This window comes from Kitasatospora sp. NPDC057904 (assembly GCF_042887925.1).
GTDB lineage: Bacteria > Actinomycetota > Actinomycetes > Streptomycetales > Streptomycetaceae > Kitasatospora.
On sequence record NZ_JBHVOL010000013.1, the window covers coordinates 117363 to 139267 of the forward strand.

At 74.9% G+C, this 21905-nt stretch carries 1 protein-coding gene (only partly in view); it reads right to left on the reverse strand.

The genetic code is table 11. The annotated features are described in order from the left end of the window. Positions 1–21905, reverse strand: the 3' portion of a protein-coding gene (locus ACFVSN_RS29555) for an SDR family NAD(P)-dependent oxidoreductase (protein WP_387594057.1). 8572 nt of this gene lie beyond the right edge of the window; 21905 of the gene's 30477 nt are visible here — the last part of the coding sequence; the start codon falls outside the window, past its right edge — the gene reads right to left on this strand; its stop codon occupies positions 1–3.

Genomic DNA, 21905 nt, shown 5'->3' on the forward strand with positions numbered 1-21905 from the left:
TCAGTCGGAGAGGCCCAGTTCGTTGTCCAGGAGGTCGAACATCTCGTCGTCCGACGCCGAGTCGAAGTCGAAGGCGTCGGCTTCGGAAGCGGCGGTACGGGAGGCGAGCCACTTCGTGCGCAGGACCTCCAGGCGGGCGGTGACCTGGGCGAACAGCTCGTCGTCGGAGACGTCGAGCTCCGTCGTGCCGAACGCCTGCTCCAGGCGGTCGAGTTCGGCCAGCAGGGCGGCCGGGCCCTCGGTGGGTTCGGGCCGCAGGCCGAGGCGGTCGAAGAGGTGGTCGGCCAGTTCCGCCACCGTCGGGTGGTCGAAGACCAGGGTGGCCGGCAGCCGCAGGGCCACCAACGCGCCCAGGCGGTTGCGCAGTTCGACCGCCGTCAGGGAGTCGAGGCCGAGGTCCTGGAAGGCCCGCTGCGGGTCCACCCCGGAGGCGTCGGTGTGGCCGAGGACCGCGGCCACCTGGCGACGGACCGCCTCCAGCAGCGCCTCGCGCCGTTCGGCGCCCGGCAGTTCGGACAGCCGCCGCACGAACTCGGCGCCGCCGCCCGTCCCGCCGTCCGCGCCCGCGGCCGCGCCGCGCCGCACCGGCACCCGCACCAGGCCCCGCAGGAGCGGCGGAACCTCGCCGCGCCGGCTCAGGCCGGCCGGGTCGAGGCGCAGCGGCAGGACGGCGGGTGCCGTGCCGGCCGTGGTCGCGTCGAACAGGGCGAGGCCGAGGTCCGGCGTGAGCGGCGGCATGCCGGCCCGGGCCAGTCGTTCGGCCTCGGCCTCGGTGAGGGTGCCGGTCATGCCGCCGGTGCCGGTCCAGGGGCCCCATGCCAGGGAGACGGCAGGCAGGCCGAGGGAGTGGCGGTGGCGGGCGAGGGCGTCCAGGAACGCGTTGGCGGCCGCGTAGTTGCCCTGGCCGGGGTTGCCGAGCGTTCCCGCCGCCGAGGAGAACAGGACGAAGGCCTCGACGCCCTCGGCGGCCCGGTGGAGGTTCCACGCGGCGTCCGCCTTCGGGCGCAGGACGGCGCCGATGCGCTCGGGCGTGAGCGAGCCGATCGTCCCGTCGTCCAGGACGCCGGCGGTGTGCACCACCGCGCGGACGTCGTGGCGGGCGAACAGGCCGGTGACGGCGGGCCCGTCGGCGACGTCGCAGGCCTCGACGGCCGTCTCGGCGCCGAGGTCGGCCAGTTCGGCGACCAGTTCGGCGACGCCGTCGGCGGCGGCGCCGCTGCGGCTGACGAGGAGCAGGCTGCGCACGCCGTGCTCGGCGACCAGGTGCCGGGCCACCAGGCGGCCCAGGCCGCCGGTGCCACCGGTGATCAGCACCGCGCCCTCGGTGGGCCAGCTCGGGGCCTCGGCCGCGAGCTCCGCCCGTGCGAGGCGGGCGGCGGACAACTCGCCGTCGTGCAGCAGGAGTTGCGGTTCGTCGACGGCGAGGGCGGCGGGCAGGAGCCGCGTCTCGGCGGTGGCCAGGTCGAGCAGGCCGAACCGGCCGGGCTCCTCCGAGGCCGCCGAGCGGACGAGGCCCCAGGCCGCCGCACCGGCGAGGTCGGTGCCGGACACCGCGCCCCGCGTGACGAACACCAGCCGCGAGGCGGCGAACGCGTCCTGCGCGAGCCACGTCTGGACCAGCTCCAGGACGGCGGTCACCGTGAGGTGCACCGACTCGGCGCCGCCGGAGGGGAGTTCGGCCAGGACGACCGGCGGCACCTCGGACGTCGCCGCGAGTTCGGTCAGCGCCTGCGCGGTCGGCTCGACGGCCGCGAACGCCACGTCCGCGTCGGCGGGCATCTGCACCGGCACCCAGTCGAGGCGGAACAGCGCGTCGTGGCCCGCCGGGCGGGCGGCCGCGCCGAGTTGTTCGGCGGCGATCGGCCGGACGGTGAGCGAGCCGACCGACGCCACCGGCCGGCCTTCCGGGTCGGCCGCGGCGAGCGCCAGCCCGCCGGACGCCGACGGCGTCAGCCGGACGCGGAGTGCGGACGCCCCGGAGGCGTGCAGCGCGACGTCCTCCCACGCGAACGGCACCCCGGCGCCGCCTTGCCCGGCAACGCTCGCCTCACGACCGGCGCTCACGGCGAGCGTGTGCAGGCAGGCGTCGAACAGGGCCGGGTGCAGGCCGTAGGCGCCGCCCTCGACGCCCTCGGGCAGAGCGACGTCCGCGAAGAGCTCGTCGCCCCGGCGCCAGACCATCCGGAGACCCTGGAACGCGGGACCGTACCCGAACCCGGCCTCCGCCAGGCCGTCGTAGAGGCCGGTCAGGTCGACCTGCTCGGCGTCGGCCGGCGGCCACACCGAGGCGTCGAACTCCGCCGGTGCCGCGCCCGTCCCGAGCACGCCGCTGGCGTGCAGGGTCCACGGGTGCAGGCCGCCCGAGCCGGGCCGCGAGTGCACGCTCACGGACCGGCGGCCCGCGTCGTCGGGCGCCCCGACGGCGACCTGGAGCTGAACGGCTCCCGTCCCCGGGAGGACCAGCGGCGCGGCGAGCGTCAGTTCCTCGACGGCGTCGCAGCCGACCTCGTCACCGGCGCGCACGGCCAGCTCGACCAGGGCCGTGCCCGGCACCAGGACCGAGCCCATGACGACGTGGTCCGCCGCCCACGGGTGGGACCGCGCCGACAGGCGGCCGGTGAACAGGAGGCCGTCGCTGTCCGCCAGCTCCAGCGAGCCGGTGAGCAGCGGGTGTTCGGCGTTCCTGAGCCCGGCGGACTCGGCTCCGCGGCCGGCGGGCAGGCCGCTCGGCCAGTAGTCGCGGTGCTCGAACGGGTAGGTCGGGAGTTCGGCGAGGTGGCGGCCGGCTCCGGCGAGCAGCGTGCGCCACTCGACCTTCGCGCCGTGGACGTGCAGGCTCGCGAGGGCCTGGACGAGGTTCGCCTCCTCGGGGCGGTCCTTGCGGAGCGCGGGGGTGGCCACGGTGTCGGCGTCCTCGGGCAGCGCGCCCGCCGTGAGGGCGGTGAGGACGGCGCCGGGGCCGAGTTCGAGGTAGCGGCGGACGCCGGCCTCGTGGAGGGTCCGGATGCCGTCGGCGAAACGGACGGCCTCGCGGACGTGGCGCACCCAGTAGTCGGGGGTCGTGATGTCCTCGCCCAGGGCACCGGTCAGGTTGGAGATCACCGGGAGCGAAAGAGCGCTGTACGTCAGCCCGTTGAGGACCGTACGGAAGTCCTCCAGCATCGGGTCCATCAACGGCGAGTGGAAGGCGTGGGACACGCGCAGGCGCGTGGTCCGGCGGTCGGCGAAGTGCTCCTCGATCGCCGCGACGGCGTCCTCCGCTCCCGAGACGACGATCGAGCGCGGGCCGTTGACGGCGGCGATCGACACGAACTCGCCGATCAGTGGCAGGACTTCGTCCTCCGTCGCCTGTACGGCGAGCATCGCGCCACCGGACGGCAGCGCCTGCATGAGCCGGCCACGCGCGGTCACCAGGGCGCAGGCGTCGGCCAGGCTGAACACCCCGGCCACGTGCGCCGCAGCGACCTCACCGATCGAGTGCCCGGCCAAGAACTCGGCCCGCAGGCCGAGGGATTCGACGAGCCGGTAGAGCGCCACCTCGACGGCGAACAGCCCGGCCTGGGCGTACGCGGTCTGGTTCAGCAGTTCCTCGTCCGAGCCCCACACGACGTCCCGAACGGGAAGCTCCAGCGCCTCGCACACCTCGTCGAAGGCCTGGGCGAACACCGGGAAGCGGTCGTACAACTCCCGCCCCATGCCCAGCCGTTGCGAGCCCTGACCGGAGAACAGGAACGCGCTCTTGCCGTCGCCCGCGACCCCCCGGGCCACCTCCACGCCGTCGACGAGCACCGTGCGGTGCGGCAGCGCCGACCGCCCGGCCAGCGTGAACGCCACATCCGCCGAAGGCAGTTCCTCGGCATCCGTGAGCCGCGCGAGCTGTGCGTCCAGCGCCGCCTCCGACTTGGCGGACACCACCCACGGCACGAGACCGGGTGCGGCCCCCTTGTCCGGCTCCGCCGACTCGGGCAGTTCCAGGATGACGTGGGCGTTGGTGCCGCTGATCCCGAAGGACGACACGCCCGCCCGGCGCGGGTGGCCGGTGGCCGGCCAGTCGATGCGCTCGGTGAGCAGCTCGACGGCGCCGGCCGTCCAGTCCACGTGCGAGGAAGGCGCGTCCACGTGCAGCGTGCGCGGCAGCACGCCGTTCTGCATTGCGAGCACCATCTTGATCACGCCGGCGACACCGGCCGCGGCCTGGGAGTGGCCGATGTTCGACTTGATCGAGCCGAGCAGCAGCGGGACTTCGCGGTCCTGACCGTAGGTCGCCAGCAGCGCCTGCGCCTCGATCGGGTCACCGAGTGTGGTCCCCGTGCCGTGCGCCTCGACGGCGTCCACGTCGCCGGACGTCAGCCCGGCGCTCGCCAGCGCCTGCCGGATCACGCGTTGCTGCGACGGACCGTTCGGCGCCGTCAGACCGTTGGACGCACCGTCCTGGTTGACGGCACTTCCCCGCAGCACTGCGAGGACGCGGTGGCCGTTGCGGCGGGCGTCCGACAGGCGCTCCAGCACCACCATGCCGATGCCCTCGCCCCAGCCCACACCGTCCGCCGCCTCGGCGAAGGCCTTGCTGCGGCCGTCGGCGGCGAGGCCGCGCTGCCGGGAGAACTCGACGAACGTCGCCGGGGTGGACATCACCGTCACACCACCGGCCAGGGCCAGCGTGCACTCGCCGCTGCGCAGGGCTTGCGCGGCCAGGTGCATCGCGACGAGGGACGACGAGCAGGCCGTGTCGACCGTCACCGCCGGGCCCTCCAGGCCGAGGGTGTACGAGACGCGGCCCGAGGCCACGCTGCCCGCGCTGCCGCTGCCCTGGTGGCCCTCGAACTCACCGCCGCCGAGCAGGTTCGCGTAGTCGGCGTACATGACGCCCGCGAAGACGCCCGTCCGGCTGCCGCGCAGGGACACCGGGTCGATGCCCGCCCGCTCGAAGGCCTCCCAGGAGGTCTCCAGCAGCAGACGCTGCTGCGCGTCCGTCGCCAGCGCCTCGCGCGGGCTCATCCCGAAGAACGCCGCGTCGAACGCCGCCGCCTCCCGCAGGAACCCGCCCGTCCGGGTGTAGGACGTGCCGCTGTGGTCCGGGTCCGGGTCGTACAGCGTCTCGACGTCCCAGCCGCGGTCGGCCGGGAACTCCGACACCGCGTCCACGCCGTCGGCCACCAGCCGCCACAGGTCCTCCGGCGACGCCACGCCGCCCGGATAGCGGCAGGCCATCCCGACGAGCACGATCGGATCATCGGACGGGACGGGCACGGCCGCCGGAAGCGGTTCCGCCGCCTCCGAGGCGCCGAACAGGCCCTCCAGCAGGAAGCCGGCGATCGCGTGGGCGGTCGGGTAGTCGAACACGACGGTGGCCGGCAGCTGGAGACCGGTCACGGTCCGCAGCCGGTTGCGCAGTTCGACCGCCGTCAGCGAGTCGAAGCCGAGGTCCTGGAAGGCCCGCGACGGATCCACCGTCGACCGGCCCTCGTGGCCGAGCACGAGCGCGATCTGGTCGCGCACCAGCTCCAGGACGGCCTCGCGCCGCGCGTCGCCGCCCAGCCCCGACAGCCGCCGGGTCAGGTCGACCGCGGCGGGGGCCGTGGCCGCCCGGCGCGCCGGGGCCCGGACCAGGCCGCGCAGGAGGGTGGGGACGTCACCCCGGTCCCGCAGGGCGGGCAGGTCGAGCCGGACGGGCAGGACGGCCGGCTCGGCGCCGGTGGCGACCGCGTCGAACAGCGCCAGCCCGTGCTCCGGGTCGAGCGGCGGCACGCCGGCGCGGGTCATCCGCTCCCGCTCGGCGTCGGTGAGCGTGCCGGTCATGCCCGCCACGTCGGACCACGGGCCCCAGGCGAGCGAGACGGCCGGCAGGCCGAGGGCGCGGCGGTGGACCGCCAGGGCGTCCAGGTAGGCGTTGCCCGCCGCGTAGGCGGCCTGGCCCGCATTGCCGAACGTACCGGCCATCGACGAGAACAGGACGAACGCTTCGACGTTCCCGGCGGCCCGGTGCAGGTTCCACGCCGCGTCCGCCTTCGGGCGGAGGACGGCCGAGAGCCGCTCGGGGGTCAGCGAGCCGATCACGCCGTCGTCAAGGACGCCCGCCGTGTGGACGACGGCACGGATGTCGTGCCGGGCGAACAGGTCCACGACAGCGGCCTCGTCGGCCACGTCACAGGCCTCGACCCTCGACCCCGCGCCCAGCTCCGCCAGCAACTCCTCGACGCCCTCGGCCTCCGCACCCCGGCGGCTCACCAACAGCAGGTCACGCACGCCGTGGTCGGCCGCCAAATGCCGGGCCACGAGCTTCCCGAGACCTCCGGTACCACCGGTGATCAGGACCGTGCCCTCACTCGGCCACGCCACCGCCGTCTCGGCCGCTGCTTCCGTACGCACCAGGCGCGCAGCCAGGACTTCACCGTCGCGGACGAGCAGCTGCGGCTCATCCAGGCCCAGAGCCTCCGGCAGAAGCACCTCGTCCCCCGCCAGATCCACCAGACCGAACCGGCCCGGCTCCTCCGACACCGCCGACCGCACCAAACCCCACACCGCCGCACCGGACAGGTCCTCGCCCGCCACCACACCACGCGTCACGAACACCAGACGCGAACCCGCGAAACGCTCCTCCGCCAGCCAGCCCTGCACCAGCTCCAGCACCCGCGCCGTCCGCGCGTGCACCTCACCAGCAGCCGCCTCGAAAACGACCACCGGCGGCACATCCTCCGGCACCTCCGCCAACGACCCGACCGCCACGAACGCCGAAGCAGCGCCCGCCTTCACCGGCACCCAGTCCACCCGGAACAGCGAGTCCCGGCCAACCCGCGTCCCGGCCGCGAGCTGCTCGGCGGCGATCGGGCGCACCGTCAGCGCGCCGACCGAGGCCACCGGCCTGCCGTCGGCGTCGGCCACGGCGAGCGCCAGGGCACCGGAGGCCGACCGCGTCAGCCGCACCCGCACCGCCGAAGCACCGGTCGCGTGCAGCGCCACGTCCTCCCACACGAACGGCACGCCGCCGCCCTCGCCGGACCCCGCCAGGGCGAAGCCGTGGAGGCAGGCGTCGAAAAGAGCAGGGTGCAGGCCGAAGCCGCTGCCGTCGGTGCCCTCGGGCAGGGCGACCTCCGCGAAGAGCTCGTCCCCGCGCCGCCAGGCGGCCCGGAGGCCCCGGAACGCGGCGCCGTACTCGAACCCGGCCTCCGCGAGGCCCTCGTACAGTCCGGCCGCGTCGACCGCCTCGGCACCGGCCGGCGGCCACACCGACGCGTCGAACGCCACCGGCACCGCGCCCGAGCCCAGCGCACCGCTCGCGTGCAGCGTCCAGACCGGCTCCGGACCGGTGTCCGCCGTGGAGTGGATGCCGACCGCGCGGCGCCCGGAGTCGTCCGGCTCGGCCAGGCGCACCTGGATCCGGACTGAGCCGTCCTCGGGCAGCACCAGCGGCGCGGCCATGGTCAGTTCCTCGACCAGGTCGCAGCCGGCCTCGTCCCCGGCCCGCACGGCCAGTTCGACCAGCGCCGTGCCCGGCACCAGCACCGAACCCATGACGACGTGGTCCGCGAGCCACCCGTGCGACCGGGCCGACAACCGGCCGGTGAACACCAGCCCGGCGGTCCCGGCCAGTTCGAGCGAGCCGGTGAGCAGCGGGTGGTCGGCATCGCGGAGCCCGGCGGACTCGGCCGTCGGGAAGAACGCCGGGGCGTCCGTCCAGAAGCGGCGGTGCTGGAACGCGTACGTCGGCAGGGCGACCCGGCGGGCGCCCGTCCCGGCGTGGAAGGCGGACCAGTCCACCGGGACGCCGAGCACGTGCAGGCGCGCCAGCGCCTCGACGACGGTCCGCTCCTCGTCGCGACCGCGGCGCAGCGCCGGGACGGCTTCGGCCTCGCCGTCGGGCAGCGCACCCGCGGTGAGGGCGGTGAGGACGGTGTCGGGGCCGAGTTCGAGGTAGCGGCGGACGCCGGCCTCGTGGAGGGTCCGGATGCCGTCGGCGAAGCGGACGGCCTCGCGGACGTGGCGCACCCAGTAGTCGGGCTCCTGGAGGCCTTCGGCCAGTCCGCCGGTCAGGTTGGAGACCACCGGGATCGAAGGCACGTTGTACGTCAGCCCGTCGAGAACAGCGCGGAAGTCCGCCAGCATCGGGTCCATCAGCGGCGAGTGGAACGCGTGCGAAACCCGCAGCCGCGTCGTCTTGCGATCGGCGAAGTGCGCCTCGATCTCCGCGACAGCCTCCTCCGCGCCGGAAACGACGACGGAGGTCGGGCCGTTGACCGCAGCGATCGACACGAACTCGCCCAGCAGCGGCAGGACTTCCTCCTCAGTCGCCTGTACGGCGAGCATCGCGCCGCCGGACGGCAGCGCCTGCATCAGACGGCCACGGGCACTCACCAGCGCACACGCGTCGGCCAGCGAGAACACCCCCGCCACGTGCGCCGCAGCCACCTCACCGATCGAGTGCCCCGCCACGAACTCGGCGCGGACGCCCAGCGATTCGACGAGACGGTACAGCGCCACCTCGACCGCGAACAGCCCCGCCTGCGCGTACTCGGTCCGGTTCAGCAGCTCCTCGTCCGAACCCCACACCGCATCCCGAACGGGAATCTCCAGCGCCTCGCACACCTCGTCGAAGGCCCGGGCGAACACCGGGAAGCGGTCGTACAACTCCCGCCCCATCCCCAGCCGCTGCGACCCCTGCCCCGAGAACAGGAACGCCGTCCGGCCGCTCGTGGCGACGCCGGTCGGCGCTTCGCCGTCCGCCACCGCCCTCAGGCCGGCCAGGAGTTGCCCGGTCCCGTCGCCGACCACGGCCGCGCGGTGTTCGAGCGCGGCGCGGGTCGTCGCCAGCGAGTACGCGACGTCCGCCGGGCGGGCGTCGTCCACGGCCGCGATGAGCCGCTCCGCCTGCGCGCGCAGCGCCTCCGGGGTCGCGGCGGACAGCAGCCACGGCACGACCCCCGGTTCGACCTCCGGCACCTCCGTGGACGGCGCCGCTGCCGGGGCCTCCTCGATGATCACGTGGGCGTTGGTGCCGCTGATCCCGAAGGAGGAGACGCCCGCGCGGCGCGGACGGTCGCCCGGGGCCCACGGCCGGGGCTCGGTCAGGAGCCGGACGGCCCCCTCCGACCAGTCCACGTTCGCGCTCGGCTCGTCGACGTGCAGCGTCGACGGCAGCTCGCCGTTGTGCATCGCGAGCACCATCTTGATCACGCCGGCGACACCAGCCGCGGCCTGGGTGTGCCCGATGTTCGACTTGATCGAACCCAGCAGCAGCGGCTGTTCCCGGTCCTGCCCGTACGTCGCGAGGAGCGCCTGGGCCTCGATCGGGTCGCCCAGCGTCGTGCCCGTGCCGTGCGCCTCGACCACGTCGACCTGGTCGGCGCCGAGGCGGGCGTTGGCGAGCGCCTGGCGGATCACCCGCTGCTGCGACGGCCCGTTCGGCGCCGTCAGGCCGTTCGACGCGCCGTCCTGGTTGACGGCGCTGCCGCGCACGAGCGCCAGCACCGGGTGCCCGTTGCGCAGTGCGTCCGACAGCCGCTCGACGACCAGGAAGCCCGCGCCCTCGGCGAAGCCCGTGCCGTCGGCGGCGGACGCGAACGACTTGCACCGCCCGTCGGGGGCGAGCGCGCCCTGGCGGCCGAACTCGGCGAACACGCCCGGCGTGGCCATGACCGTCACGCCGCCGGTGATCGCGAGCGAGCAGTCGCCCTGGCGCAGCGCCTGGGCGGCCAGGTGCAGGGCGACCAGGGAGGAGGAGCAGGCGGTGTCGACGGCGACGGCCGGGCCCTCCAGGCCGAGCTTGTACGAGACGCGGCCGGCCACGACGCTGCCGTTGCCGTCGCTGCCCGGGTAGTCGTGGTACATCACGCCGGTGAAGACACCGGTGCGGGTGCCGCGCAGGCCGCTCGGGTCGATGCCGGCCCGCTCCAGGGCCTCCCAGGAGAGCTCCAGCGTGAGCCGCTGCTGCGGGTCCATGGCGAGGGCCTCGCGCGGGGAGATCCCGAAGAAGCCGGGGTCGAACTCGGCGGCGCCGTCGAGGAATCCGCCCGCGTGGGTGTGGGACGAGTCCCCGGCGCCCCCGCTGTCCTCGGTGCGCAGCGTCGAGAGGTCCCAGCCGCGGTCGGCGGGGAACGGCGCGATGGCGTCCGCGCCGGACGTCACCAGCTGCCAGAGCTCCTCGGGCGTGGTCACCCCGCCCGGGTAGCGGCAGGCCATGCCGACGATCGCGATCGGGTCGTGGCGGACCTCGGCCGCCGCCCCGGGGTTGTCCGTCGCAGCGTCGGTCTCTTCGCCTGCGGCACGGATCCGGTCGTCGGTGAGGTCGAGCAGGGCGTCGACCAGGCCCGCGTCGCGCAGACGGCGGGTCGGGATCGACTGCAGCGCGGCCCGCAGGTCGGCCTCGGCGCGGGACGCCTCGCCGCTCGCGGCGGCGGTCCGCACGCCCAGCTCGGTGACGATGAGCTCCGTGACGGCCTCGGCGTTCGGGTGGTCGAAGGCGAGCGTGGCGGGCAGGCGCAGGCCGGTGAGGGTGTTGAGCTGGTTGCGCAGGTCGGTCGCGGCGAGGGAGTCGAAGCCGAGCTCCTGGAAGGCACGGTCCGGCTCGATCGCGTCGCCCGACTCGTGGCCGAGCAGCCCGGCCACCCGGGCCCGGACGAGGTCGAGGACGGTCCGCCGCTGCTCCGCCTCCGTCAGCCCGGCGAGCCGGGCCGCGAGGCCGTCCGCCGGGGCGGCCGGTGCCAGGGCGTGCGCCGCCGTGCGGCGGGCGGCCGGGACGAGGGCGCGCAGGAGTGCGGGGACCTCGTCGGTGCGGGCGCGCAGGGCGGCGGCGTCGACCCGGACCGGGACGACGGCGGCGCGCTCGCTGCGCAGACCGGCGGCGAACAGCGCCAGACCGGCTTCCCGGGTGAGCGGCGGGACGCCCTGGGCGGCCATGCGGTTGCGGTTGAGCTCCAGGAGCTGCTCGCCGAGGCCGGCGCCGACGTCCCACATGCCGTAGGCCATGGAGGTGGCGGGCAGGCCGGCGGCGTGGCGGTGGGCGGCGAGGGCGTCGAGGAAGACGTTCGCGGCCGCGTAGTTGCCCTGGCCCGCGGTCAGCACCAGGCCGCCGGCGGAGGAGAAGAGCACGAACGCGGTCAGGTCGAGGTGACTGGTCAGCTCGTGCAGGTACCAGGCGCCGTCGGCCTTCGGGGCCAGGACGGCATCCATCCGGTCCGGGGTGAGCGCGCCGACCAGACCGTTGTCACCGACACCGGCGGCGTGGACCACGGCGCTGAGCTCCGGGATCGCGTCGATCAGCGCGGCCACGGCCGCGCGGTCCGCCATGTCACAGGCACGCACGTCGGTGGTAGCGCCGAGGGCGGACAGCTTCGCCACCAGCTCCACCGCGCCCGGCGCCTCCAGGCCACGACGGCTCGTCAGCACCAGACTGCGGACGCCGCACTCGGCGACCAGGTACCAGGCCACGACGGCCCCCAGACCACCCGTACCACCGGTGATCAGCACCGTGTCATCCGAGCTGATCGGCAGCGGGCCCTCCGGCTGCGGCAGCCGGCTCAGACGCGGGACGCAGACAGCCCCGCCACGCACGGCCGACTCCGGCTCAGCGGTGACGATCACCTGCCCGTCCGTGTCCAGCAGGACGAAGCGGCCAGGGTTCTCCGCCTGCGCCGCCCGGACCAGACCCCACACCGGAGCCTGCGCCAGATCCACCGGCTCACCTTCACGCACGGCCACCGCACCCCGCGTCACCACCACCAGACGCGACACCGCGAACCGCTCCTCCACCAGCCACGCCTGGAGGACCTCCAGCACGGCGTGGACGTTCACACGGACACCGCTCGGGACGTCCTCGGGGCCCATGAAGCCGCCGCAGTCGAGGACGACCACGCCGGGCACCGGCTCCGAGGACTGCGAGACGTCCTCCCACAGCGCCCAAGAGCTCTCGGAGCCGGCCGGACCGGACAACTCCGCCCACTCGATCCCGTAGAGCGGGTCGACCGAGCCCAACTGCTCCGCCGACACCGCCCGGCCCACCATCGAGGCCACGGCCAGCACCGGGCCGCCCGCCGGGTCGGCGAGGTCGAGCCGCAGCCCGCCGCCGCCGCCGTCGCCGTCGCCGAGCCGGACGATCCGCACCCGCACCGCCGAGGCGCCGACGGCGGACAGGGTTACGCCGGTCCACGCGAACGGGATCATGGTCTCGCGCTCGCCGCCACCGGCCAGGATCGCGGCGTGCATGGCGGCGTCGAGCAGCGCCGGGTGGACGCGGAAGCCGTCGGCCGCCACCCCCTCCGGCAGCGCGACCTCGGCGAACAGCTCGTCGCCGCGCCGCCAGGCCGCCCGCAGCCCCTGGAACACCGGGCCGTAGCCGAACCCGGCCTCCGCCATCCGCTCGTACGCGCCCTCCACCGGCAGCGACTCGGCGCCGGCCGGCGGCCAGACGTCGAACGCCTCCGCCTCGACGGCTCCGCCGACGGCCAGCGAACCGGCCGCGTGCTGGACCCACCCGGCGTCCGGATCCCCGTCCAGGCGGGAGTGGATGGTGACCGCGCGCCGTTCCGAGGCGTCCGGGCCACCGACCCGCACGTGCAACTGGACGGCGCCGCGCTCGGGCAGCACCAGCGGTGCGGCGAGCGTCAGTTCCTCCACCACCTCGTACCCGACCTCGGCCGCGGCCCGCAGTGCGAGCTCGACCAGCGCCGCACCCGGGACCAGGACGGTGTCCAGGACCCGGTGGTCGGCCAGCCACGCGTGCGAGTCCAGCGACACCCGGCCGGTGAGGAGGAACCCGTCCGTGTGGGACAGGTCGACGGCCGCGCCCAGCAGCGGGTGCGCGAAGGCGCCCACGCCGACCGCGCCCAGGTCGCCGAGCGGGGTCGTCGCGTCGAGCCAGAACCGGCGGTGCTGGAACGCGTAGGTGGGCAGTTCCACCGTGCGGGCGCCGGTGCCGGCGAAGAGGACGGACCAGTCCACCTCCGCCCCGGCCGTGTGCAGCCGGCCGAGCGCGCCGACCAGGCTCGCCTCCTCGTCCCGGTCCGCGCGCAGGGCGGGCACGACGCACGTGCCCACGGCGGTCGGGTCGTCCAGGACGCCCTGCACCAGTCCGGACAGGACGGCGTCGGGGCCGAGTTCGAGGTAGCGGCGGACACCCGCGGCTTCCAGCGTTCGGACCCCGTCGGCGAAACGGACGGCCTCACGGACGTGACGCACCCAGTAGTCGGGGGTCGTGACGTCCTCGCCCAGGGAGCCGGTCAGATTGGACACCACCGGGAGCGAAGGAGCACTGTACGTCAGCCCGTTGAGGACTTCGCGGAAGTCCTCCAGCATCGGGTCCATCAACGGGGAGTGGAAGGCGTGGGACACGCGCAGGCGCGTGGTCCGGCGGTCGGCGAAGTGCTCCTCGATCTCCGCGACGGCGTCCTCCGCTCCCGAGACGACGATCGAACGCGGGCCGTTGACGGCGGCGATCGACACCACGTCGCCCAGCAACGGCAGGACTTCGTCCTCCGTCGCCTGTACGGCGAGCATCGCGCCGCCGGACGGCAGCGCCTGCATCAGACGGCCACGCGCGGTCACCAGGGCGCAGGCGTCGGCCAGGCCGAACACCCCGGCCACATGCGCCGCAGCGACCTCGCCGATCGAGTGCCCCGCCACGAACTCGGCGCGGACGCCCAGCGATTCGACGAGACGGTAGAGCGCCACCTCGACGGCGAACAGCCCGGCCTGGGCGTACTCCGTCCGGTTCAGCAGCTCCGCGTCCGACCCCCACACCACGTCGCGCAAGGCCGGATCCAGCTCCGCGCAGACCTCGTCGAAGGCCTCGGCGAACACCGGGAAGCGGTGGTACAACTCCCGTCCCATGCCCAGCCGTTGCGCGCCCTGACCGGAGAACAGGAACGCCGTCGCCCCACCCGCCCGGGCGGACGAGGTGGCCGCGCCCGGGGCGGTTTCGCCCCGGCTCAGCGCCTCCAGCCCGGCCAGCAGTTCCTCCCGGTCCGCGCCGAGCAGCACCGCGCGGTGCTCCAGCGCGGGCCGGGTCGCGACGAGCGAGTGGGCGACGTCCAGTGCGGCGAGCTCCGGCCGCGCGCCGACGAAGGTCGCGAGCCGCTCGGCCTGCGCCCGCAGGGCCTCCGGCGTCGCCGCGGCGAGCAGCCACGGCAGCGTGCCCGACTCCCGCCCACCGGTGGACGGTTCGACCACCGGCTCGGGGCCCTGCTCGACGATCACGTGCGCGTTGGTCCCGCTGATCCCGAAGGCGGACACGCCCGCCCGGCGCGGACGGCCGGTGGCCGGCCAGTCCCGGGCCTCGGCCAGCAGCTCGACCGCGCCCTGCGACCACTCGACGTGCGGCGAGGGCCGGTCGATGTGCAGCGACTTCGGCAGCACGCCGTGCTGCATCGCCAGCACCATCTTGATCACGCCGGCCACACCGGCCGCCGCCTGCGCGTGCCCGATGTTCGACTTGACCGAGCCGAGCAGCAGCGGGAGTCCACGGTCCTGCCCGTAGGTGGCGAGGACCGCCTGCGCCTCGATCGGATCGCCCAGCGTGGTGCCGGTGCCGTGCGCCTCGACGGCGTCGACGTCCGCCGCCGACAGACCGGCGCTCGCCAGCGCCTGGCGGATCACCCGCTGCTGGGACGGACCGTTCGGCGCCGAGAAGCCGTTGCTCGCGCCGTCCTGGTTGACGGCCGTACCGCGGATCACCGCGAGCACCCGGTGGCCGTTGCGCTCCGCGTCGGACAGCCGCTCGACGAGCAGCACCCCGACGCCCTCGGACCAGCCGACGCCGTCCGCCGCGCCGGCGAACGCCTTGCACCGGCCGTCCGCCGAGAGGCCCCGCTGCCGCGAGAACTCGATGAACATGCCCGGCGTCGACATCACCGTCGCGCCGCCCGCGAGGGCCAGCGAGCACTCGCCGGTGCGCAGCGCCTGGACCGCCAGGTGCAGGGCGACGAGCGAGGAGGAGCAGGCCGTGTCGACGGTCACCGCCGGGCCCTCCAGGCCCAGCGTGTAGGACACCCGGCCCGAGACGACGCTGCCGCCGCTGGTGCCGGAGGGGTTCGTGTTGAGGGCGTAGTCGTGGTACATGACGCCCGCGAAGACGCCGGTCCGGCTGCCGCGCAGGGACAGCGGGTCGATGCCCGCCCGCTCCAGCGCCTCCCACGAGGTCTCCAGGAGGAGCCGCTGCTGCGGGTCCATGTAGAGGGCCTCGCGCGGCGAGATCCCGAAGAAGCCGGGGTCGAAGTCGCCGGCGTCGTGCAGGAAGCTGCCGTGGCGGGTGTAGCTGTGGCCCTCCTTGCCGGGCTCGGGGTCGTAGAGGTGCTCGATGTCCCAGCCGCGGTCGGTCGGCAGTCCGGTGACGGTGTCGACGCCGTCCGCCAGCAGCCGCCACAGCTCCTCGGGCGTGGTCGCGCCGCCGGGGTAGCGGCAGGCCATGCCGACGATCGCGATCGGCTCGTCGGAGGTGAGCGGGCGGGCCGCGGTGCCGGTCGTCGGGGTCGCCTCCGGGCCCGTGCCGGCCAGGTCGAGGAGGTGCTCCGCGACGGCCCGCGCGTTGGGGAAGTCGAAGGCGAGGGTGGCGGGCAGGCGCAGGCCGGTGCGCTTGTTGAGGCGGTTGCGCAGGTCGGTCGCGGCGAGGGAGTCGAAGCCGAGCTCCTGGAACGCGCGCTCCGGCGCGATCGCCTCGGCGGAGGCGTGGCCGAGCACGGCGGCGACCTCGGTCCGGACGAGCTCCAGCGCCAGGCGCCGGCCCTCGCTCGCGCCCAGTGCGGCGAGGCGCCCGGCCAGGCCGGTCCCGGTCGCGCGGCCGCTCGCGGGCAGCTCGGCCCGCCGGCGCGGCGCGGCGAGGGCGCGCAGGAGTGCGGGGACCTCGTCGGTGCGGGCGCGCAGGGCGGCGGCGTCGACCCGGATCGGGACGACGGCGGCGCGCTCGCTGCGCAGGGCGGTGGCGAAGAGGGCGAGGCCGGTCGCGTGGTCGAGGACGGGGACGCCCTGGGTGGCCATCCGTGCCCGGTCGACGTCGGCGAGGTCGCGGCCGAGGCCGGCGCCGACGTCCCAGAGGCCGTAGGCCATGGAGGTGGCGGGCAGGCCGGCGGCGTGGCGGTGGGCGGCGAGGGCGTCGAGGAAGACGTTCGCGGCCGCGTAGTTGCCCTGGCCCGCGGTCAGCACCAGGCCGCCCGCGGAGGAGAAGAGCACGAACGCGGTCAGGTCGAGGTGACTGGTCAGCTCGTGCAGGTACCAGGCGCCGTCGGCCTTCGGGGCCAGGACGGCATCCATCCGGTCCGGGGTGAGCGCGCCGACCAGACCGTTGTCACCGACACCGGCGGCGTGGACCACGGCGCTGAGCTCCGGGATCGCGTCGATCAGCGCGGCCACGGCCGCGCGGTCCGCCATGTCACAAGCACGCACGTCCGCGACAGCACCGAGGGCGGACAGCTCCGCCACCAGCTCCACCGCGCCCGGCGCCTCCAGACCACGACGGCTCGTCAGCACCAGACTGCGCACGCCGCACTCGGCGACCAGGTACCAGGCCACGACGGCCCCCAGACCACCCGTACCACCGGTGATCAGCACCGTGTCATCCGAGCTGATCGGCAGCGGGCCCTCCGGCTGCGGCAGCCGGCTCAGACGCGGGACGCAGACGGCTCCGCCGCGCACGGCCGACTCCGGCTCAGCGGTGACGATCACCTGCCCGTCCGTGTCCAGCAGGACGAAGCGGCCAGGGTTCTCCGCCTGCGCCGCCCGGACCAGACCCCACACCGGAGCCTGCGCCAGATCCACCGGCTCACCTTCACGCACGGCCACCGCACCCCGCGTCACCACCACCAGACGCGACACCGCGAACCGCTCCTCCACCAGCCACGCCTGCACCGCGCGCAGCACGTGCTGCGTCACCTCGCGCACGGCCGCCGGAACATCGCCGTCCGGAGCAGGCACGGCCGAGCAGTCCAGGACGACGGTCTCCGGGGCCGCGCCCTCGGCGGGCAGGGCGTCCCAGGCCGTCCACTCCGCGCCCGCGTCCGGGGCGGCCGGCAGCTCCGCCCACTCGACCGCGTACAGCGGGTCGGCCGAGCCCAGCTGCTCCGCCGAGACCGCACGGCCCTTCACGGAAGCCACCGTCAGCACCGGGCCGCCCGCCGGGTCGGCGAGGTCGAGCCGCAGCCCGCCACCGTCGAGCCGCACCAGGCGCGCCCGCACCGCCGACGCGCCGACGGCGCGCAGCGCGGCGCCCGTCCACGCGAACGGGACCACGGTGTCGTCGCTCCCGGCGTCCACGATGGCGACATGCATGGCCGCGTCGAGCAGCGCCGGGTGCACGCCGAAGCCGTCGGCCTCGACGTCCTCGGGGAGTTCGACGTCCGCGAACAGCTCGTTCCCGCGCCGCCAGGCCGACCGCAGGCCCTGGAAGGCGTGGCCGTAGCCGAACCCGGCCTCCGCCATCCGCTCGTACGCGCCCTCCACCGGCAGCGACTCGGCGCCGGCCGGCGGCCAGACGCCGAACGCCTCCGCCTCGACGGCTCCGCCGACGGCCAGCGAACCGGCCGCGTGCTGGACCCACCCGGCGTCCGGATCCCCGTCCGGCCGGGAGTGGATCGTGAGCTCCCGGCCGCCGGTGGCGTCCGGCGTTCCCACGCGGAGCTGGAGCTGGAGCGCACCGTGCTCGGGCAGCACCAGCGGCGCGGCCAGCGTCAGTTCCTCGACCTGCTCGCAGCCCACCTCGGCGGCCGCGCGCAGCGCGAGTTCGAGCAGGCCGGCGCCGGGGACCAGGACCGTGCCCTGGACGACGTGGTCGGCCAGCCACGGGAACGCGGCCGTCGACAGCCGTCCGGTCAGCACCAGCCCGTCCTCGTCGGCCAGTTCGACGGCGGCGGCGAGCATGGGGTGCGTGGTGACGCCGAGGCCCGCGGAGCGGACGTCGCCGCCACGGGCGGCGAGGGGCGCGGGCCAGAAGCGGCGGCGCTGGAAGGCATAGGTCGGCAGGTCGACGGGCCGGGCGCCGGTGGCGGCGAACAGAGCGGCCCAGTCCACCGTCGCGCCGTGGACGTGGAGGCGGGCGAGGGCGTCGACGAGAGTGCGCTCCTCGGCCCGGTTACGGCGGAGCGCCGGGATGGTTTCGGCCTCGCCGTCGGGCAGGGCGCTCGCGGTGAGGGCGGTGAGGACGGCGTCGGGGCCGAGTTCGAGGTAGCGGGTGACGCCGGCCTCGTGGAGGGTCCGGATGCCGTCGGCGAAACGGACGGCCTCGCGGACGTGGCGCACCCAGTAGTCGGGGGTGGTGATGTCCTCGCCCAGGGCGCCGGTCAGGTTGGAGATCACCGGGAGCGAAGGAGCGCTGTACGTCAGCCCGTTGAGGACCGTACGGAAGTCCTCCAGCATCGGGTCCATCAACGGGGAGTGGAAGGCGTGGGACACGCGCAGCCGGTTCGTCTTGCGGTCGGCGAAGTGAGCCTCGATCGCCGCGACGGCGTCCTCCGCTCCCGAGACGACGATCGAACGCGGGCCGTTGACGGCGGCGATCGACACCACGTCGCCCAGCAACGGCAGGACTTCGTCCTCCGTCGCCTGTACGGCGAGCATCGCGCCACCGGACGGCAGCGCCTGCATCAGACGGCCACGCGCGGTCACCAGGGCGCAGGCGTCGGCCAGGCCGAACACCCCGGCCACATGCGCCGCAGCGACCTCGCCGATCGAGTGCCCGGCCACGAACTCCGGCCGCAGGCCGAGGGATTCGACGAGCCGGTAGAGCGCCACCTCGACGGCGAACAGCCCGGCCTGGGCGTACGCGGTCTGGTTCAGCAGTTCCTCGTCCGAGCCCCACACGACGTCCCGAACGGGAAGCTCCAGCCCGTCGCACACCTCATCGAAGGCCTGGGCGAACACCGGGAAGCGGTCGTACAACTCCCGCCCCATCCCCAGCCGTTGCGAGCCCTGACCGGAGAACAGGAACGCGCTCTTGCCGTCGACCGCGACCCCTCGGGCTACTTCGGAGCCGTCGACGATCACTGCTCGGTGCGGGAAGAGCGACCGCCCCGCCAAGGTCAACGCCACGTCTTCGGAGGGACGTTCATCAAGCTCCGCGAGCCGCGCGAGCTGCGCGTCCAGTGCCGCCTCGGACTTGGCGGACACCACCCAGGGCGTCACTCCCGCCGTCACCGTGACGTCCAGCCCGGCCTCGGGCTCGGCCTGCTCCAGGATCACGTGGGCGTTGGTGCCGCTGATCCCGAAGGACGACACGCCCGCCCGGCGCGCGTGACCGGTGGCAGGCCACTCGGTGCGCTCGGTGAGCAGCTCGACGGCGCCGGCCGTCCAGTCCACGTGCGAGGAAGGCGCGTCCACGTGCAGCGTGCGCGGCAGCACGCCGTTCTGCATCGCGAGCACCATCTTGATCACGCCGGCGACACCGGCCGCGGCCTGGGAGTGGCCGATGTTCGACTTGATCGAGCCGAGCAGCAGCGGCAGTTCGCGGTCCTGCCCGTACGTCGCCAGCAGCGCCTGCGCCTCGATCGGGTCACCGAGTGTCGTACCCGTGCCGTGCGCCTCGACGGCGTCGACGTCGGCGGTCGACAGCCCGGCGCTCGCCAGCGCCTGCCGGATCACCCGCTGCTGCGACGGCCCGTTCGGCGCCGTCAGACCGTTCGACGCGCCGTCCTGGTTCACCGCGCTGCCGCGCAGGACGGCCAGCACGCGGTGCCCGTTGCGGCGGGCGTCCGACAGCCGCTCCAGCACCACCATGCCGACGCCCTCGCCCCAGCCCACGCCGTCCGCCGCGTCAGCGAACGAGCGGCACCGGCCGTCCGCCGACAGGCCGCCCTGCCGCGAGAACTCCACGAAGGTGTTCGGCGTCGACATCACCGTCACGCCGCCCGCGAGCGCCAGCGAGCACTCGCCGCCGCGCAGCGCCTGCGCCGCCAGGTGCATCGCCACCAGCGACGACGAGCACGCCGTGTCCACCGTCACCGCCGGGCCCTCCAGGCCCAGCGTGTACGAGACGCGGCCCGAGGCCACGCTCCCCGCGCTCCCGCTGCCCTGATAGCCCTCGAACTCACCGCCGCCCAGCAGGCTCGCGTAGTCCGCGTACATGACGCCCGCGAAGACGCCCGTCCGACTGCCGCGCAGCGACACCGGGTCGATGCCCGCCCGCTCAAACGCCTCCCACGAGGTCTCCAGCAGCAGTCGCTGCTGCGCGTCCGTCGCCAGCGCCTCGCGCGGGCTCATCCCGAAGAACTCGTGGTCGAACTCCCCTGCCGTGTGCAGGAATCCACCGGAGCGCGTGTAGGAGGTCCCGGTGTGCTCCGGGTCCGGGTTGTAGAGGGTCTCGACGTCCCAGCCGCGGTTCACCGGGAAGCCGGACACCGCGTCGACGCCGTCGGCCACCAGGCGCCACAGGTCCTCGGGCGACTCGACGCCGCCCGGGTAACGGCAGGCCATGCCGACGATGACGATCGGATCGTCCGACGGCGACGGCAGAGCCTCGGGGACGTGGACGACGCTCTCGGTGCCGAACAGACCCTCCAGCAGGAAGGCGGCCAGCGCGCTCGCCGTCGGGTAGTCGAACACGACGGTGGCCGGCAGCTGGAGACCGGTCACCGACTTGAGCCGGTTGCGCAGCTCGACCGCCGTCAGCGAGTCGAAGCCGAGGTCCTGGAACGCCTTCGACGGGTCGACCGCCGCGCCGGCGTCGTGGCCGAGCACGAGCGCGATCTGATCGCGCACCAGGTCGAGGACGGCCGCCCGGCGCTCGGCCTCGCCCAGACCCGACAACCGCTGCGCCAGGCCCGCCGACACGGCCGAACCGGCGACGGCGGCGCGCCGGACGCGGCCCCGCACCAGGCCGCGCAGCAGGGTGGGAACCTCGCCGTGCGCGGCCATCGCCGCCACGTCGAGGCGGACCGGCAGCACGGCCGGGTGTCCGGCGGCGAGAGCCGCGTCGAAGAGCGCGACGCCCTGTTCCGGGGCGATGGCCGGCAGGCCGAGCCGGGCGATGCGCTCGGCCTCGGCGCCGGTGAGCGTGCCGGTCATGCCGGCCACGTCCGACCACGGACCCCAGGCGAGCGAGACGGCGGGCAGGCCGAGGGCGCGGCGGTGGACCGCCAGGGCGTCCAGGTAGGCGTTGCCCGCCGCGTAGGCGGCCTGACCTGCGCTGCCGAGCGTGCCGGCGACGGAGGAGAAGAGGACGAACGCTTCGACATTCTCGGCGGCCCGGTGCAGGTTCCACGCCGCGTCCGCCTTCGGGCGGAGGACGGCCGAGAGCCGCGAGGGGGTGAGCGAGCCGATCACGCCATCATCGAGCACACCGGCGGTGTGGACGACCGCACGGATGTCGTGCCGGGCGAACAGGTCCGCGACGGCAACATCGTCGGCCACGTCACAGGCCTCGACCTTTGCCCCCACGCCCAAGTCCGCCAACAGCTCCTCGACGCCCTCGGCCTCCGCACCCCGGCGGCTCACCAACAGCAGGTCACGCACGCCGTGCTCGGCCACCAAGTGCCGAGCCACGAGCTTCCCCAGGCCACCGGTACCACCGGTGATCAGGACCGTGCCCTCACCCGGCCACGCCACCACCGTTTCGGCCGCTGCTTCCGTACGCACCAGGCGCGCAGCCAGGACCTCACCGTCACGGACCAGAAGCTGCGGCTCGTCCACGCCCAGAGCCTCCGGCAGAAGCACCTCGTCCCCCGCCAGATCCACCAGACCGAACCGGCCCGGCTCCTCCGACACCGCCGACCGCACCAAACCCCACACCGCTGCGCCCGGCAGGTCCTCACCCGCCACCACGCCACGCGTCACGAACACCAGACGCGAACCCGCGAAACGCTCCTCCGCCAGCCAGCCCTGCACCAGCTCCAGCACCCGCGCCGTCCGCGCGTGCACCTCACCAGCAGCCGCCTCGAAAACGACCACCGGCGGCACATCCTCCGGCACCTCCGCCAACGACCCGACCGCCACGA